Annotated in this window: 11 protein-coding genes; 4 read left to right on the top strand and 7 right to left on the bottom strand. The window is 43.3% G+C overall.

Annotated elements, in window-relative coordinates:
- Positions 1-276: 276 nt before the first annotated feature.
- The 3 genes from L1D51_RS00855 to L1D51_RS00865 all read left to right on the top strand — a co-directional run bounded on the left by L1D51_RS00855 (position 277) and on the right by L1D51_RS00865 (position 2,651).
- The gene (locus L1D51_RS00855; protein ID WP_239962135.1) at positions 277-1,428 is read left to right on the top strand and encodes an RNA ligase RtcB family protein; all 1,152 of its coding nucleotides are present in this window, start codon (positions 277-279) and stop codon (positions 1,426-1,428) included.
- Positions 1,425-2,063 (top strand): peptide chain release factor H, encoded by a 639-nt coding sequence (gene prfH, locus L1D51_RS00860; protein WP_239962137.1) that lies wholly within the window; start codon positions 1,425-1,427, stop codon positions 2,061-2,063. The genes L1D51_RS00855 and prfH overlap by 4 nt, the downstream gene beginning before the upstream one ends.
- 267 nt (positions 2,064-2,330) lie before the next feature.
- Entirely contained in the window at positions 2,331-2,651 is a 321-nt protein-coding gene (locus tag L1D51_RS00865) for a low molecular weight protein tyrosine phosphatase family protein (protein WP_239962139.1), read from the top strand.
- 19 nt (positions 2,652-2,670) lie between these two features.
- Here the strand turns inward: L1D51_RS00865 and L1D51_RS00870 are convergent, their stop codons facing one another.
- The 4 genes from L1D51_RS00870 to L1D51_RS00885 are packed head-to-tail and all read right to left on the bottom strand — an operon-like array spanning position 2,671 to position 7,012.
- Positions 2,671-3,486, bottom strand: coding sequence for a nucleotidyltransferase domain-containing protein (locus tag L1D51_RS00870; RefSeq protein WP_055020621.1), 816 nt, complete (start codon positions 3,484-3,486; stop codon positions 2,671-2,673).
- Complete coding sequence (locus L1D51_RS00875) at positions 3,483-4,739, bottom strand: multifunctional CCA addition/repair protein (RefSeq protein WP_239962148.1); 1,257 nt, start codon at positions 4,737-4,739, stop codon at positions 3,483-3,485. Before L1D51_RS00875 ends, L1D51_RS00870 begins: the two co-directional genes overlap by 4 nt.
- 15 nt (positions 4,740-4,754) lie before the next feature.
- Positions 4,755-5,783, bottom strand: a complete 1,029-nt coding sequence (gene rtcA / locus L1D51_RS00880; protein ID WP_239962150.1) for an RNA 3'-terminal phosphate cyclase — start codon at positions 5,781-5,783, stop codon at positions 4,755-4,757.
- A 2-nt stretch (positions 5,784-5,785) separates the two neighbouring features.
- A complete protein-coding gene (locus L1D51_RS00885) occupies positions 5,786-7,012 on the bottom strand; it encodes an RtcB family protein (protein WP_055020618.1) in 1,227 nt (408 codons plus the stop codon).
- A gap of 201 nt (positions 7,013-7,213) precedes the next feature.
- Between L1D51_RS00885 and rtcR the strand changes: the two genes are divergently transcribed.
- Positions 7,214-8,806, top strand: coding sequence for an RNA repair transcriptional activator RtcR (rtcR, locus tag L1D51_RS00890; protein WP_239962159.1), 1,593 nt, complete (start codon positions 7,214-7,216; stop codon positions 8,804-8,806).
- Positions 8,807-8,902: 96 nt separating this feature from the next.
- Here rtcR and L1D51_RS00895 read toward each other — a convergent pair whose 3' ends face one another.
- From L1D51_RS00895 to L1D51_RS00905, 3 genes are all read right to left on the bottom strand, one after another.
- Entirely contained in the window at positions 8,903-12,118 is a 3,216-nt protein-coding gene (locus L1D51_RS00895; RefSeq protein ID WP_239962161.1) for a S41 family peptidase, read from the bottom strand.
- 158 nt (positions 12,119-12,276) lie between these two features.
- Positions 12,277-13,644: a 5-methyltetrahydrofolate--homocysteine methyltransferase gene (locus tag L1D51_RS00900; protein WP_239962163.1), complete on the bottom strand. Its 1,368-nt coding sequence runs from the start codon at positions 13,642-13,644 to the stop codon at positions 12,277-12,279.
- Between the two features lie 28 nt (positions 13,645-13,672).
- A complete protein-coding gene (locus L1D51_RS00905; RefSeq protein ID WP_239962165.1) occupies positions 13,673-16,087 on the bottom strand; it encodes a TonB-dependent receptor in 2,415 nt (804 codons plus the stop codon).
- Positions 16,088-16,097 lie beyond the last annotated feature (10 nt).

Raw genomic sequence — 16,097 nt, forward strand, 5'->3', positions numbered from 1 at the left:
AACATTTAAAAAGGGCGTAAATAACAACGATTGATTATTTTTTAGTTGCTTTCACTTTTTAAGGTGTTTACAATCGCCGCGATTTTAACCATTCACACACTGTAGAGGAGTAAACAATATGACTTATACAACTTGTTCCTTTGCAGGTCGTTTTCTTGCCTAGCTCGAAGCTATTTCTTTATTAGCTTTCCAAAGCTAAGCCTGATCAATTAATCAAAGACCTGCCAAATCATTTTTCGTTAGCATTTTTCTATTGCAGAGAAAGGAATTGGTATTATGGGCAAGTCCGTCCAAAAACTTACTGATAACGTTAGCCTTATTGCGTCTAAAGAGTCGTGGATTGAAGGGCTAGCAATACAACAATTAATTAAAACTTCTGAATTACCTGGTATGCACGCTGTAGCGGGTATGCCCGATTTACACCCAGGTCGAGGTTACCCCATTGGGGCAGCCTTTTTTACAGAAGGTAGAATTTACCCCGCTTTAGTGGGGAATGATATTGGCTGCGGTATGTCGCTTTGGCAAACCAATACTAAGTTAGCCAAGTTAAATGTAGATAAGCTCGCAAAACGCTTAAGCGATGTTGAACAGCCGCTAGATGAAAGTTGGCACACATTGATTAGCGAGCGAAAACATGAAATGGCTATCACACAAACTGGTTTTGATAGCGCCCTTGGCACCATAGGTGGTGGCAATCATTTCGCTGAATTTCAGGCGATTGAAGAGGTGTTTGATCAACAAGCCTTACTTGCTTTAGGCCTACAATCTAAACAATTGCAGCTATTGGTGCACTCTGGCTCTAGAGGGTTAGGACAAGCTATTTTAGTTAAGCATATTGCAGAGCATAACCATGATGGCCTTGAGGTAGAAAGTGGTGCCTTTACAGATTATATGGCCAAACATGGCGAAGCACTGCGTTGGGCTCAGTTAAACCGAGAACTGATCGCACGGCGTTTTTTACAAGCTATTCGCGCTGGTGGCGAACAGGTTTTAGATGTAAATCATAACCTTGTAAGTCAATCACAGATTGCAGGACAAGCAGGCTGGTTACATCGAAAAGGCGCTACACCTAGCGATCAAGGGGCTGTGATGATCCCGGGCTCTCGCGGTGATTACAGTTACTTAGTTAAGCCAACGGCGGAGCAAAACGTAAACTTACGCTCCCTTGCACATGGCGCTGGTCGCAAATGGAAGCGTGGAGAATGCCAAGGCCGTTTGAGTCACAAGTTTAAAAGGGAAGATTTATATCGCACTGCGTTTGGTAGCAGGGTGATCTGTAATGATAAAACGCTGCTTTATGATGAAGCACCACAAGCTTACAAAGACTGCCAAACAGTTATTGATGACCTTGTTGATGCTGGGCTGGTTACTGTAATTGCCAAATTAAAGCCTGTGCTTACCTTTAAAACACAAGGAACGTGCGGATGATCTTAGTGCAATTATCGTCAGGGGCGGGTCCTTTAGAGTGCTGTAAAGCGGTGGCAATGGCTGTTAAGCGCCTTGAGTGTGATGCTAAAGCGTTAGCTATTAAGGTGAATACTCTTGCAGTAGAGCAAGCTGAGCTTTCAGGCTGCTACAAATCGGTATTGCTTGAATTAACCGGTGCTGAGCCGCAAATTTTAAAACAGTTTGCGCAGCAATGGCATGGCTCGATGTTGTGGGTTTGTCAAAGCCCATTCAGAGCAAGGCATAAGCGTAAAAACTGGTATTTTGGCGGTCAACTATTTGAAATAGCTGAGCAAACTTTTGATAGCGAGATCCGCTTTCAGCAATGCCGCGCAAGTGGCGCGGGAGGCCAACATGTAAACACCACTGATTCGGCTGTTCGTGCTACCCATGTTGCGACAGGAATTTCTGTTCGCGTAGAGAGTGAACGAAGTCAGCATGCGAATAAGCGTTTAGCCCGAGTTTTGCTAATGCAAAAACTGGCAGAGCAAGCTCAGCAGGCTGCAAACCAGCAGCAAAAGTCGCGGTGGCAACAACACAATGAGCTGCAACGGGGTAATCCGATTCGTACGTTTAAGGGCCCTGAGTTTAGCCAGACTCACAAAGGAAAAGGTTAGCAAATAACATGGAAAACTGTTGATACCCAAACCGCCTCAAGATGCGAGTTTCAGTTGGAATTAAAAGCGATTTAGGCAAGGCATTGATTGCAAGTAATAGTGGTTCTATTGTTAAGATCAATAACGCAGTATAAATCGCTTTTAAACCAATCCTTTGGGCGCTTCACAGGCACTTACTCTCATCGTTGTTACTTCTTAAAAGGGACTGCCATTCTTGCAAAGTAACGCCTTGATATTAAACACCGGTGAAACGCTGAATTCTGTATTTTGAGGTGGCTTGGGTATCTATGTAGCCGTAATCAGTGGCGTAGCCCAACGGCAGAAAAGGTATTCAACCAATACAATGGCATTAAAGCCCGCTCTGCAGGCACAAGCCCACGAGCGAGGCACACGGTAACAACCGCTGATATTAATTGGGCAGATATAATTTTTGTGATGGAACATAAGCATAAACAACGCCTTAAAGCGCATTTTAGCCGTTTATTACAGCACAAGCCGATTCAGGTACTCGATATACCCGATGAGTTCCAATATATGGATGAGGCACTCATTGAAACTTTAGTTGATGTCGTAAATCAATACTTGTAGAAAAACAGATACAGTGAGCTTAGGATTCACTGTATCTTGCTAATGTTTCTTTAAATAACTGATTTAAAGCATCAAAATCGACGACTTTCTTCTTTACGTTAGCTGTGTAGTTTTCATGCCGTGTTAACTCTGCTTCGATAAACTCATTAATTACAGGCACAGCCGGCGCGTATTCTTTTTCTAGGCTTACCCTTTTTCGGGCGAGCAAATCTGAAATCGCAGCATCCAATGCAAGGTTCTCTTTGACAAGCTCCCTTAGTTTATCAAACTCAATTGGGGCTGGTTCATCGTATTTTTCGAGCCACATAATCGCCAGTAGTGGTCGTAATACGTAAAAGTATTTTTTCAGCGGAACGCGCTCTTTTTTCAGATACTCTCTAAAGTTACCTTTTGCCATATGCAGGTAATGATAAATGCCTTTATGAGATGACACTATCTGTGGCATTAGCCGCTTTGCATGTGCAGCAAAATAGCCATCATCAACATACACTATGGGTGATTGTATCCACTCAATAAACGCGGGATTTGATTTGCTGAATAGTTTGAGTGCTTTACGAATATCCCAACCATTTATATCGATTTCATCGACGATTGGGTATTCAATTACATCTCTTTGCTCTTCAACATCAATTGCTACATACCAATCTTTAGCATGCGCATAAATAAAGCGCACATCATAATCACTGTTAGGACTTGCAAATCCCCATGCTCGGCTACCCGACTCAATAGCAAATAACACTTTAACGTTATGTTCTGCTTCTGCCGCTTTTATGCGTCGCATTATTTCAGCTCTTACACTGTCATCGATTGCTGAGTGTGCTGTTGTGTTATTCATTTTGTTTCCTTACTACTTTGCTCTGTGAGGTAATCTCGTAGTTGCTTTATTTCTGCTTCGCGAACTGCTTTTCCGATGGCTATGCCGCTTTTACCTTGGCGTATTGCTTGTTGCACAAGTGCTTTTTTATCTAGCTTGTTTAGTTGTTTGACTAAATCCAGTGCAAGTGTTCGCTGCGCATAAGGCCGATCTATAAAACTTGGTCCCCGTCCTTGCGCATCACACTGACACGCATCCAAAAACTGCAAAAACCGCGCAGGCTTATTTTGCGCATTTAGCTTGTCGACAAGTAATTTATGTACTGTTTTTGGTGTTAGCTGTGCGATTTTGTGACAACGCGTATGATTGTCACTGGTTAATGCTGCCAGCTCATAAAACCGTTTAGGCACTTTTAAACGCTGACAAAACGCCTTGATCACTGATACGCCGCGTTGTTCATGGCCATGTAAATTACCGTTTAGCTCAAAGCTCGTCGCCTTGCCAAAATCATGCGTTAATGCGGCAAAGCGAGTTTCTACATCAAAATTTAGCTGAGCCGCTCTTTGCAAAACTAACAGTGTGTGGGTGTAAACATCGCCCTCAGGGTGGTGTTCTTTTGGTTGGGGAACACCACTCATTGCATCTATTTCTGGAAACACACCTAAACCATACAGCGTCTTGAAGTAAAGCTCAGGGTGAGGCTCAGCAAGTGCTTTTTCGGTTTCTTTCCAAACCCGTTCTGGCGTTAAATAAGCTAATTCACCTTGTTGGTGTATTTGCATCATTAATGCCTTGGTTTCCGGATGTATACTAAAGCTTTCACCAAAACGAGCTAAAAATCGAGCCACTCTCAGAACACGTAATGGATCTTCAGCAAATGCGGCTGATGTATGTCTAAGTACTTTGTTATTTAAATCTTGTTGGCCGTTAAATGGGTCTATAAGCTCGCCATCGGCACTCATCGCCATTGCATTGATAGTTAAGTCACGCCTTGCTAGGTCATCTTCTAGAGTTACGCTGGTACTGGCATTCACCGTGAACCCTTTGTAACCACGACCTTGTTTTCGTTCAGTGCGAGCTAGGGCATATTCTTGCTTGGTGGTTGGGTGTAAAAAGACTGGAAAATCACTACCAACAGTTTCAAAGCCTAGGGCTAACATGGTTTTTGGTGTTTCACCCACAACAACAAAGTCTTGATCAGCTGCCGCTCTGTTTAGCAATTTGTCGCGAACTGCACCGCCGACTAAATAAACATGTTTTAATGTGTTTTCCATTGCCGATCATCCTAATTAGGTATCAGTTAATGATACCTGCCAAAGGTTATCATCAAGCTGAGTAAACGTTATCTCTACATGCAAAAGCGTTTTTATGACCTCTGCATTGGTTAAGCTGTGCAAGCTTGGTTCACTGGTTTTGAACTCGCCTTTACCGGCCAAAGCTAATGGCAAAAGCAGCTGATCTGCCAGATGTTCTTCTACTGCCGCTACTGATTGGGTAAATTGTGTAACTTGTTCTACGGCTTTCAGAGCCACCTTTTGTGCTGCAACGCCATGTTGACCAATAACTTCAAAAATACTGTTATGAGTGTCTGATGTTATATGTAGCTGCAAGCTGTTTCCTGCTCCAATACTTTCTACTTGAGTTATCGTGGTTTCAGCGCCTGCCCAATCAAGGTACTGTTTTACAGTGCTAATTTCACGCTTCGCAACATGCCCCGGTAACTTGTTAACAAGTACTTTAATCGCCTTTTTGGCATCCTTAGTTGGCTGTGCAAAATGCGTAAAGGGCTTTAATGTTTCACACGGGTAAATGGTTAACTGCCATTTGCCACCACCGGCAGGGTAAAAGCCATACTTGGCAACTGTGAGCTCACAATACACCCCCATTTTTGCTAAAGCTGGCAAATAACAGTGCTCAAAAAAGCACAGTGAAGGTGACATGCCATTATGTGTGCCACCCTCAAAGGTTATGGTAGAGGGCTGCTTTGCTGTCGCTAATGCCAGTAATACAGTTTGGCATACAAGCGTTGTACTGCCTGCTGTGCCAATCGCAAAGTGATAATCCCCCGCTTTTATTTGTTTAGGCGCAAAGCGAATATGGTTTGAGCCCAATTCAACTCCTGCTGTTTCGGCATCACAGATTTGTTGTGCTGCTAACACACAGGTTAGGTGCTGGCGTAACAGGCCAGGCTTTTTTCGCTTGGCACGAATATTAACGACTTCAATGGCTTGCTTGGTTAACATGGATAAGGTGAGGGCGGTGCGAAGTACTTGCCCTCCGCCTTCACCTTGTGCTCCATCGATTATTAAATAGTTCATTATCATCCTTTTACGCAGACTATTTGCTTTAGTGTATGTACAACCTCAACCAAGTCTTGCTGTGCTGCCATAACCTTTTCAATATCCTTGTACGCATGCGGAATTTCATCAATCACCGCGGCATCTTTACGACATTCTACCCCTTGGGTTGCCGCTATTTGATCTTGAATATTAAAGACCTTTTTAGCTTTTGTACGTGACATGACTCGGCCAGCTCCATGACTACAGCTATTAAAGCTATCTGGGTTTCCTAAGCCGCGAACAATAAAAGAGCGCGCTCCCATACTTCCGGGAATGATCCCCATTTCCCCTTTTTGTGCACGTACAGCTCCTTTGCGTGTTACAAAACAATCTTTGCCAAAGTGATGCTCACGTGAGATATAGTTATGATGACAATTAACAGCAAGCTCCGCGGTTTCAAAAGCGATAGGTATTTGCTTTTTAAGCGCTTTGATTGCGTTAAACATCATGATCTCTCTGTTTTTAGCTGCAAAATCTTGCGCCCATTCTACAGCCTCAACATAGTCATCAAAGTATTCGCTTCCTTCTTTCAGATACGCAAGATCCATATCAGGTAAGTTGATTTGATGACGCCCCATCTCTTTTTTAGCCAGCTCGATAAAGTAAGTGCCTATGCGGTTACCAACTCCTCGGCTACCTGAGTGCAGCATGATCCAAACTGCATTGTTTTCATCTAGGCAAAGTTCTAAAAAATGATTGCCTGTGCCCATCGTACCTAGGTGATTTACATGATTACTGTTTTTAATTGCAGGGTGCTTAGCGCAGATTTTCTCAAACCGCTTCTCAAGTTTTTGCCACTCACCTGCAACAACATCAGGAATATTATGCCAAGCACCTCGGTCACGAGCTCCTCTACCACGGCCCGTTCGACCATGTGGTACCGCAGCTTCAAACGCATGACGAATTGCCGCCAGATTATCGGGCAGTTGCGAAGCCGTTAACGTTGTTTTAGTTGCAACCATACCGCAACCAATATCAACACCTACCGCTGCGGGGATCACTGCATCTACAGAGGGAATGACGCTACCTATTGTGGCGCCTTTGCCCATGTGAACATCTGGCATGACCGCGATATGAGAATGAACTAGCGACATTTGCGCAATATTATTTAATTGAGCAATAGCTGCATCTTCAAACGGTACGCCTTTTGTCCATGCCTTTATAGGTACCTGTCCTTGTTGTTCGATTGTGTTGTAGTTATTACACATAATTTGAATCACTCCTAATTAATCACACTTATCTATTCCAAGAGCTGTGCCACAACTAAAAAAGAGTGTTTTTTATTTCTTAACATAATGATTTTTATGTTTTTTATTCTGTTTTTGTAGTTTGTGCTGTGTGATGAGGTACTTGACGATAGTGTTATTTGGTATTTAAATGGATACAGTTTCTATCTGTAAGGATATATTTTGAAAAGTGCGATTGTGGTGAGTATTCTCGGAACTCAATTAGACTATGTGGGTAAGCGCGTTGACCGTTGGGCAAGATGGCGACCCAATGTCAGTTTATGTAGTCAAGAAGAGTTCATCGTTAATAAGCTGTATATGATGCATGACACTCATAGCTCGCGTTTAGCGAATAATGTTGCAGTAGATATTGAGTCAGTTTCCCCAGAAACCACGGTATGCCTTGAAAATATTAACTTTATAGACCCTTGGGATTTTGAAGAGGTTTACGCCAAGCTCTATGATTGGTGCCATCAACAGCGTTTTGATACTGAACAGCACGATTACTTTTTTCATATCACGACTGGCACCCATGTTGTGCAGATATGTATTTTCTTATTAACCGAGAGTGGTCATTTTCCTGGGCGTTTAATTCAAACATCACCCGATAAGCATAATCAAAATAAAGCGACAGGTAAGATTCAAATTATTGATTTGGACTTATCTAAGTATGATCAACTTGCCACTCGTTTTGATAAAGAGCATTTAGAAGGTAATGCATTTTTAAAAGGCGGTATTCAAACTAAAAACAGTGCATTCAATAAGTTGATTGCGCAGATTGAAGTTGTGGCTATTCGTTCAGATGATCCTATGCTTCTGACGGGCCCTACGGGAGCTGGTAAAAGCCAGTTGGCAACGAGAATTTATAAGCTGAAAAAGAAGCGCGCCATTTTAAAAGGTGAGCTTGTGTCGGTTAACTGCGCCACGTTACGTGGTGAAAATGCCATGGCTGCTTTGTTTGGCCACACAAAAGGAGCCTTTACAGGTGCTCAAAAAGAGCGAAGCGGTTACTTACTAACTGCAAATAATGGTGTGCTGTTTTTAGATGAAATTGGCGAGCTTGGTTTAGAAGAGCAAGCAATGCTGTTACACGCCATTGAAAATAAGACCTTTCATCCAGTGGGCAGTGATCAAACTGTTGCGAGTGATTTTCAACTAATAGCTGGCACTAACAAAGATTTAAAAGCCGAAGTCGAAAAAGGGTTGTTTCGTGAAGATTTATTAGCGCGTATCAATTTGTGGAGCTATCAGTTACCGGCATTAAAAGACAGAAAAGAAGATATACCAGCCAATATTGACTATGAAATGGGTTTATTTGAGCAAAAAACTGGGCAGCGAATTCAATTCAATAAAGAAGCAAAGCAGCTGTTTGAGCAGTTTGCTATGTCGAAGCGAGCGGTATGGCGTGGAAACTTTCGTGATTTAAGCTCTGCAATTACTCGTTTATGTACTTTAGCGAGCTCTTCGCGTATCACCGTGACTGATGTTAATGACGAAATCGCACGGTTACAAGACTCATGGCAATCTAATGTGCAACCTAAAGCGTCTAATCGCCTTGCTCACTATTTGTCAGAAGAGCAAATAGCGAATTTAGATCAGTTTGATATTGCTCAGTTAAATTATGTGCTTAGTATCTGTGAGCAGCATTCAAGCATGGCCTCAGCTGGTCGTGAATTATTTGATGTGAGTCGTACCAAAAAAGCACAAGCCAATGACTCAACTCGATTACAAAAATACTTACGTAAATTCAATTTAGCATGGTCTGACTTAGCTTAAATTATTTGTATATACAAGTTAAAAGGTAGTTCTTTTAATTAAAAATAAACCCCGCATTGCAGCGGGGTTTTTTGCTTTTTAACAACCAGTTAAGTATTAAAAGTCAGTCGGTGCTGGTGGCACGGTGAGTGGCTTTTTCGGGTTGTCTTTTAGCTCTTTTAATAGCTCTTCTACGGCACGTTCAATCGATGGATCTTTACCTTGGTAGATTAACTCTGGGCGGTCAACAACCTGGATATCTGGGGTAACACCTTCGTTTTCGATGATCCAGTTGCCATCGTTATCTAAAATGCGGAATGTTGCCGCGATAACTTGGCCGCCATCTACTAGGCTTGGGTTACCCGAAATACCAATTAATCCACCCCAAGTACGGGTACCAATAAGCTTACCTAACCCCGCTTGACGGAAGTAGTAAGGAATAGCATCACCGCCAGAACTTGAGTAACCATTGATCAGCATGGCTTTTGGACCATCATGAGCAAATTGTGGTGTTTTCGTTGGCTCAACACCGCGGTGCTTCCAATAGTTAAGTGGTTTACGAGCAAGCCAAGTGATCATGTGCTCAGGAATAAAGCCACCGCCATTGTATCGGTCATCAATAATCATGGCGTCTTTGGTGGTTTGCGGCATGTAGTTTTTGAACATGGCGCGGTTACCCTCAAACGCTGTATTTGGTAAGTGAACATAACCAATACGACCATTTGATAGCTTATCAACGTAGGCTGCACGAGAGTTAACCCAGTCTAAATAACGCAAACCTTGCTCGCTCGCTACAGGCTTAATGGTAACTTGCCATGCACCTTTGCTGCGCGGTTTACTGTTAAGGACTAGCTCAACTTGCTCACCTTGAGTGTTCTCTAGTAATTCGTAGAAGTTAGCGACGTCTTTTACTGAGCGGCCATTTACGGCAATGATGTAGTCGCCGTTATGTGCTTTTACCCCTGTTGTGCCAAGTGGTGAGCGGAAGTCTTCATGCCAGTTTTCACCTTGGAAGATTTGCTCAATTTTTACATATCCAGATGGATCGCTGGCAAGTTTTGCACCCAATAAGCCGTGCTTTTTACGCTCTGCTTTTGGCATATCACCCGACTGCACATAAATGTGGCCTGAGTTAATTTCACCTGCGATTTCACTGAGAATGTAATCTAGGTCACTACGGTGTGAGATAGCATCAGCCATAGGTTGATACTTGGCTAAAATTGCGTCCCAATCTTGGCCGTGATGGTTTTCATCGTAGAACCAATCACGTAATGTACGCCAGCCTTCAACATACATTTGCTGCCATTCAATTTGTGGCTCAATTTTTAAGGTCATGTTCCTAAGATCTAGCTTATTCGCTGCTAGGTCTTGTTTTGCTTTTGGCTCAATTAAGCTGTAATCGTTACCCGCATGCACTAACAGGTGCTCACCGTTGCTCGAAATAGTGTAGCTGCTTACCCCTTTAGCCACAGTTTCAAGCTCGCTGTCGTGAGCTGTGCCTATTAATTGTAGGCCGCCATTAGCCAGTGTTAGCACGCCATCTTTTACAGCCGTTAAACCGCGATAATCTCCAGCCGGTGCATTTAAAGCGGTAACGCGCTGCATAAAATCGCTGCTTTGCAGGGTATTTTTCGCTTTCTTGTCGTCATCTTTTTGTTTATCGCTGACGATCGCTGTTTCGTCACTTTGTAGTGCGATAAGTGGTTTGATGCTGTCATTTACGGCTGCGGCATAAATACGCGTTGCACGATTAAACATGTAGTCGAACTCGTAGCTGCTGAAGGCTAAGTTAAAGTCGCGCTCAGAACTAAAATACAGGTATTGACCATCAGGAGAGAAAGTTGGGTTTTGCTCATTGGTCATTTCATCCGTTAAGCGAGTCACTTTCTTTTTATCAACATTGTAGTGCCACAGCGAGGCATAGCGGTTTTCATTGTTTTTCACATACACAATGTCTTCGCTATTTGGTGACCAAGTATACTGGCGAATGCCTTCTTCATCGTAGATGCTGGTATCAATTTTGTGTTGTTTACCTGATTTTGCATCTATCCACCAAAGAGTGTGGTTTTTATCTGCAAATAACAGTTTTGAGCTATCAGGTGACCAAATTGGTGTAAAGCGCCAAATAGTGCCGTTGCTGGTTAGCTGTTTAGTGGCATTATTTTTACTGCGGTCTTTTAAGTAAATTTCGTATTCGCCACTTTCATCGCTCATATAAGCAATATAACGGCCATTTGGCGACCAACTTGCGTCAATTTCGCGGCCTTTTGCTGTGTAAGATAAGTTACGTGTTGGGCCTTGTTTAACCGGTACGCTAAATAGCTCACCGCGGGCAGTAAAGAGTGCACGCTTACCATCATGAGAAATCGACATTGAGTCGATAAAGTCACTCACATTTTTTGTGTACGGCATTGCGTATTGACGCACACCAGCAATGTTAATACTTAGCTTGCTGCTTTTTTGAGTTTTTGGATCAAAGCGATAAAGGTAACCACCGTTTTCATAAACAACAGCATTTGGGCCAGCTGATGGCCACAGTACGTCAAAGTCTTTATGGTTGGTCAGCTTCTTCGGCTCAGCGCCTTTTTGGTATTGATACAAGTTAAGGGTGTAATCTCGGTCAGATACAAAGTAAATGTTGTCGCCAACCCAGGTTGGTTGCTGATCGGTAGCGCGGTTAGTGGTTAGCTGCTCTGAGGTATTGTTTTTTAGATCGTAAACCCAGACATCTTGTGCACGACCGCCACGGGTACGCTTCCAAGTACGAAACTCACGGTCAATTGGCGTGTAAACATATTTACTACCATCTGGCGAAAGCATACCGCCGCCGGTTTCTGGAATAGCCAGAGGCTGCTCAAGGCCACCGTCAGCAGGCACCATGTATGGACGACCCATACGTTTACCCCACGGTGTGCGGTTAGCACGAAACACCACATTTTTGCCATCTGGTGTCCAATCGAGAACACGATAATCAAAACCGCCGCGTGGTGGCATTGGGCCAACATCGTTGTAGTAGGTCAGTTGTTTTAAGCCAGAACCATCGCTGTTAATTACATAAATTTGGCGGCTGCCATTGTACTCGGCTGCAAAGGCAATGCGTTTACCGTCAGGTGAAAACTTAGGGAAAGTTTCAAAGCCAATATGGTCGGTTAAGCGTTTGCTCTCGCCTGTTTGCGTATTAGCAATGTAAATATCACCACCGTAAACAAAGGTAACATTTTGGTTATGAATATCAGGAAAACGCAGTAAGCGCGTGTCTTTAGTTTCGTAAGCTGATGCCCAAGGTGCCAGTGTCGCAGCCATGGCCAGTGCCAACGTTGTTAGTTTTTTCATGGGATTACATCCTATATTGGGAACTGTTACATCATAACCATTAAGGCTTAAATAGCGATGCAGTTGCGATGAAAGGTCTGTTACAAAATATGAATAAAAAAAGGTTGGCAGTAAATGCCAACCTTTGCGAGCTATGTCATACCATAAAACATAACTTCTTAGTGGTCGTGATCGTCACTTTCTTCTGCAATACCTAACCAAGTGATGGCGCTTGGTGCAAAAGTCAGTTCAAGATCACCTTCAATTTCAAGATCTTCGATATGTACTTTTAGTACATACTGAGCGATAGGGTCAGCAACGTAAGCAAACTCACTATTTTGTGACACAGTCATGCTGAAGTTCATGCCCTCTGGCATTGTTGTTACGTCTTCTTCAGTGATATCTACTTTACCGGCAAGTTCCCAGTGCATGTGGCCGTCGTGCTCATGGGCTTCAAGCACGTTTAAAAAGCCTAAGCTATCAAGTACTAAAAAGTGCTCACCGCTTGCTGAAAATGAGTAAGATACAGCACTTGCGCCTTCATCAAGTTGCCACTCAAGTACTTCCATTTCAGCTTCGCTTGGATTGATACTTACAAATACACCCGATGCAATTGCAATAAAGCTTTCGCTACCTTCATGGCCATATAATGTGCCAATACGTGTATCACCTAGAGCATCAATATTGGCGATTTTTTCTGCATGATACTCATCATCATGCTGGTGGGCTACCAGTACACCGTCACCACAACCAAATGCTACATAATCATGGTTTTGCGCTGCACCGTGTAAATCAGGGCAAGTAACTTCAAATGTTTGTTCAAGCTCATATTCACCGTCATGAAGGTGGAAAACACCCACTTGATCCGGCAGGGTTTTAGCGTTTGAAGTGCTTTCGCTATCCGCACGGCGCAATGTTGCAACTAGGTGCTCGCCACGTGGCTCTGCAACACCATGCATATTGATGTCGTACTGAATACCAGCAAGCGTCTCTGTTTCGTTAGCAATGTCGTTATCGGTTAACACTTCTACAGAGGCAACCGTACCTGCATCGGCATTACCATCGTAAAACACGGCCATTTGACCATCATGTTTAACGATGTGAGTAGGGCGGCTGCCCGTTGTTAGCTCGTAGTCACTAAATGCAGGGCCTTGTTTATAATCATGTAAATGCTCGCCATGATCTTCACGCCATAAACCGCCATCGATAAAACCTAAGTAATCTTGGCTGCGGTTAGCAATAACTGCATAACGGTAGCTTGGTGAAACATTTAGTGAGCTTGAATCATGGATAAGCGAAAACGTTTCTAGTAATGAGTCGTCATCTAAATCAAAGATATTCGCTTCGTTGCTATCAGCTGCTAAAACCGCTAAACGGCCCATTGAGTCAATGGTATAACCGTCATCATGATCATGGTCATCACCACTGTCGTCAGGAAGCTCGATAGGGTCTTTCTCAACAATATTTGTTTCTGCGTCACCACATGCGGTGATCAGGGTGCTACTAATTGCCAGTGCCAATAGTTTTAATCTAAATAAGTGTGTCATGTAGGTTTCCTTTATTTGTAATTTTGTTTTAGAAGTAGCCGCGAACACCAAACGCAAAACTGCGCCCAGGACGTGGTGCAATGTCTTTTAAGAATGAGCTATGAACGCGGGCTTCTGTGTCCGTTAAATTTGTGCCTTTTAAATAAAGCGATAGGTCTTGGTTCAATACAGATAAGTCATAAGAAATACTGGCATCAACAAGGGTATAGCCGTCTGTTGTGGTTTCCTCTTGTGCTATGCGGTCTTGTTCTTGGTAGCGCGTAACGTGAATATTTGCCGTTAGGTTTTCGGTTTGATAGCTAAACTCAGTACCAAAACGCAGTGGTGGAGTACGCGGTAAATCTCCGCCGTCTTTCAGACGCGCGCGTACATAATCAGAGAATAAGTCGAGTTTAAATTCGTCGCTTAGCTGCCAAGCAACTTGCGCTTCAAAACCATGTAAAATCACATCGTCTGTTTTAAATAAATAAACTGGTAGTTCAGATGAATGATCGTGCTCTTCTTCGTGGTTATGTTCGTCGCCATGGTCGTGATCATGACCGCTTTCAGCGTATAGGCCTGTGTTGATCTGGTAATAATAGTTATCTACTTGGTTGTAAAAGGCATTGAAGATAAAGCCAATATCACCTTCGGTTTTACGGAATGTCAGGTCGATATTATTTGCCGTTTCTAAATCGATAGCGTCATCTGATAGCTCAAAATGACCATCATGAGTGTCGAATAGCGCACCAACTTCATACGTTGCAGTACCAATGTGTGGGCCGAAAGATAACAGCTCAGAAGCAGACGGAGCACGCTCAGAACGCGATACAGATAAACCTAGGTTATAACCTGGTGTAAAATCCCATACCACACCTGTTGATAAGCTTACCGGTGTAAACTCTTGGGCAACATCAAATACGCGTGTGTAGTTTGATTCTTCGTGGTCATGATCATGGTCGTGCTCATCACCGTCTTCATCATGTGCATGGGCGTCGATCTCAGGTAACAGCACATTATTAGCATCAATAGTAACTCGCTCAACACGGCCACCTAATTGCACTAAAAAATCGCCAAAGTGCTTTTCTTCCATAATTGCAAAAGCAATACTTTCAGTAACAGAAGGAGGGGTGAATGCTTCTGAGCCTTGTGCTTCTACATCACTTTTTTTGTAATGAAAGCTAACGCCACCATTCCACTCATCAAATTGGCTATGCAGAATGTCAACGCGCAGCTCATTGGTTTCGTTTTTGAAAGTTGTGCCTACAGCACCGTGCTCGATTTCAGCGTGTTCGTAGTCTGTGTGGCCTGCACGTAAGTTAATTTTGCTTAGCCACTCACTGTCGATATTGTATTCACCAAGTAGCTGAACTTTGGTTTGTTCAAGATCAGCAAAAACAGCTTCTTCTTCACTGTGCTCCTCTTCGTGATCATGCTCTTCTTCTTCACCATGAGTATGGCCAGGAATACCGTATTGGCGGTTAAATTGCTCAACCGCAACACCAAGGTAACCTTGCTCAAATAAGTAGCTAGAGCCAACAGTAAAGCCATCTGAGTCTTCATTACTGTTTTCTACTACGTACTTTGAGCTGTGCTCTGTGTCGTCAATATCGGCGGCAACAGGTACTTCGTAATCGCCTGATTCACGCCAGAATGCATCAGCATAAAAGGCAAATGACTCTGTCCCTGTGGTGGCATTAAACGAAGCAACTTTTTGCTCATCTACAGAGTTATGTTCTAGGTTCCATTCACCACGTGTTGTGCTGTCTGTTGGTACTCGGCTATCAACTACGTTGACGACACCACCAATTGCACCGCTGCCATAAAATAGAGTTGCTGGGCCACGTAATACTTCAATTTGCTGCGCTGTTGATGCTTCCGATGCCACTGAGTGATCAGGGCCAACACGTGACACATCACTTACATCTAAGCCATTTTGCGTAATTAAAACACGTGGGCCGCTCAAACCACGGATCACAGGCGTACTGGCAACCTTGGCATGAAAGTTTGTGTTAACGCCCGGCAGCTTTTCGAGGCTATCGCCAAGCGTTGATGCTTGTTGGCGTCTTAATTGTTCGCCAGATAACACACTAACAGGTGAGGCAGATTCCATTGCCGACATATGAATCGGCGTTGCTTCAACATCAATCACTTCAATCGGTGAGCGCTTTAGATTAAAGGTTGCGCTGTGGTCTTGATCATTGGCAAGTGTGATATCTCGATGTAAGTGAGCATAACCTGGCGCTGAAATATGTAGCTCTTTTAAGCCGTTATTTAAGCCGCTGATTTCAAACTCACCTTTGTCGTTAGTTGTTACTTTTTGATCAGACCCTTCAAGGTCAACTGTGGCATTAGCCACCGCTTTACCTTGGTTATTTAAAACAACGCCTTTGATTGATTGTGCCAAAACACTGGCTGGTAATAACGCTGCTATGACGACAGCCACTCTTGAGATGTTATTCATTATTCACCAT

The organism is Pseudoalteromonas shioyasakiensis, from assembly GCF_022398475.1.
Classification (GTDB): domain Bacteria; phylum Pseudomonadota; class Gammaproteobacteria; order Enterobacterales; family Alteromonadaceae; genus Pseudoalteromonas.

Excerpts from the sequence above, each read along its gene's own strand:
- L1D51_RS00855 (WP_239962135.1), top strand. The coding sequence starts at position 277 with ATGGGCAAGTCCGTCCAAAAACTTACTGATAACGTTAGCCTTATTGCG.
- prfH (WP_239962137.1), top strand. The coding sequence starts at position 1,425 with ATGATCTTAGTGCAATTATCGTCAGGGGCGGGTCCTTTAGAGTGCTGT.
- L1D51_RS00870 (WP_055020621.1), bottom strand. The coding sequence starts at position 3,486 with ATGAATAACACAACAGCACACTCAGCAATCGATGACAGTGTAAGAGCT.
- L1D51_RS00875 (WP_239962148.1), bottom strand. The coding sequence starts at position 4,739 with ATGGAAAACACATTAAAACATGTTTATTTAGTCGGCGGTGCAGTTCGC.
- rtcA (WP_239962150.1), bottom strand. The coding sequence starts at position 5,783 with ATGAACTATTTAATAATCGATGGAGCACAAGGTGAAGGCGGAGGGCAA.
- L1D51_RS00885 (WP_055020618.1), bottom strand. The coding sequence starts at position 7,012 with ATGTGTAATAACTACAACACAATCGAACAACAAGGACAGGTACCTATA.
- L1D51_RS00895 (WP_239962161.1), bottom strand. The coding sequence starts at position 12,118 with ATGAAAAAACTAACAACGTTGGCACTGGCCATGGCTGCGACACTGGCA.
- L1D51_RS00900 (WP_239962163.1), bottom strand. The coding sequence starts at position 13,644 with ATGACACACTTATTTAGATTAAAACTATTGGCACTGGCAATTAGTAGC.
- L1D51_RS00905 (WP_239962165.1), bottom strand. The coding sequence starts at position 16,087 with ATGAATAACATCTCAAGAGTGGCTGTCGTCATAGCAGCGTTATTACCA.